Origin of the sequence: Mesorhizobium sp. (genome assembly GCF_004962245.1) — a bacterium.
Classification (GTDB): domain Bacteria; phylum Pseudomonadota; class Alphaproteobacteria; order Rhizobiales; family Rhizobiaceae; genus Mesorhizobium.
The window spans coordinates 1-868 of sequence record NZ_SUHQ01000096.1 but is presented as its reverse complement, the minus strand read 5'-3'; the positions used below and the strand labels follow the sequence as shown (position 1 = coordinate 868).

The 868-nt window shown below is 63.6% G+C and carries 1 protein-coding gene; it reads right to left on the bottom strand.

Annotated features, from left to right (window positions below; genetic code table 11):
• Position 1: 1 nt before the first annotated feature.
• Positions 2 to 868 (bottom strand): elongation factor Tu (locus E5X88_RS33500; protein ID WP_292168556.1); only part of this gene is annotated, 867 nt, incomplete at its 5' end.

Below are 868 nucleotides of genomic sequence, written 5' to 3'. Positions count from 1 at the left end.
ATTACTCTTTGATGGTGACGACGATGCCGGCACCGACGGTGCGGCCGCCTTCACGGATGGCGAAGCGCAGCTTCTCTTCCATGGCGATCGGCACGATCAGCTCGACATCGACCGTGATGTTGTCGCCCGGCATCACCATCTCGGTGCCTTCCGGCAGCGACACGATGCCGGTCACATCGGTCGTGCGGAAATAGAACTGCGGACGGTAGTTGGTGAAGAACGGCGTGTGACGGCCACCCTCGTCCTTGGTCAGGATGTAGGCTTCGGCCACGAACTTCTTGTGCGGCTTGACCGTGCCAGGCTTGGCCAGAACCTGGCCGCGCTCGACACCTTCGCGGTCGACACCGCGCAGCAGCGCGCCGATGTTGTCGCCGGCCTGGCCCTGGTCGAGCAGCTTGCGGAACATCTCGACGCCCGTGCAGGTCGTCTTGGTCGTCGGACGGATGCCGACGATCTCGAGCTCCTCACCAACCTTGACCACGCCGCGCTCGACGCGACCGGTCACAACCGTGCCGCGGCCAGAAATCGAGAACACGTCCTCGATCGGCATCAGGAACGGCTTGTCCAGCGGACGAACCGGCGTCGGGATGTAGGCGTCGACCTGCGCCATCAGTTCGCGGATCGCGTCCTCGCCGATCTTCTTGTCCGAATCTTCCAAAGCCGCAAGCGCCGAACCCTTGACGATCGGAATGTCGTCGCCGGGGAACTCGTTCTTGGTCAAAAGCTCACGCACCTCAAGCTCGACCAGCTCGAGCAGCTCGGCGTCGTCGACCTGGTCGACCTTGTTCAAAAACACCACGATCGACGGCACGCCGACCTGACGGGCAAGCAGGATGTGCTCGCGCGTCTGCGGCATCGGGCCGTCGGC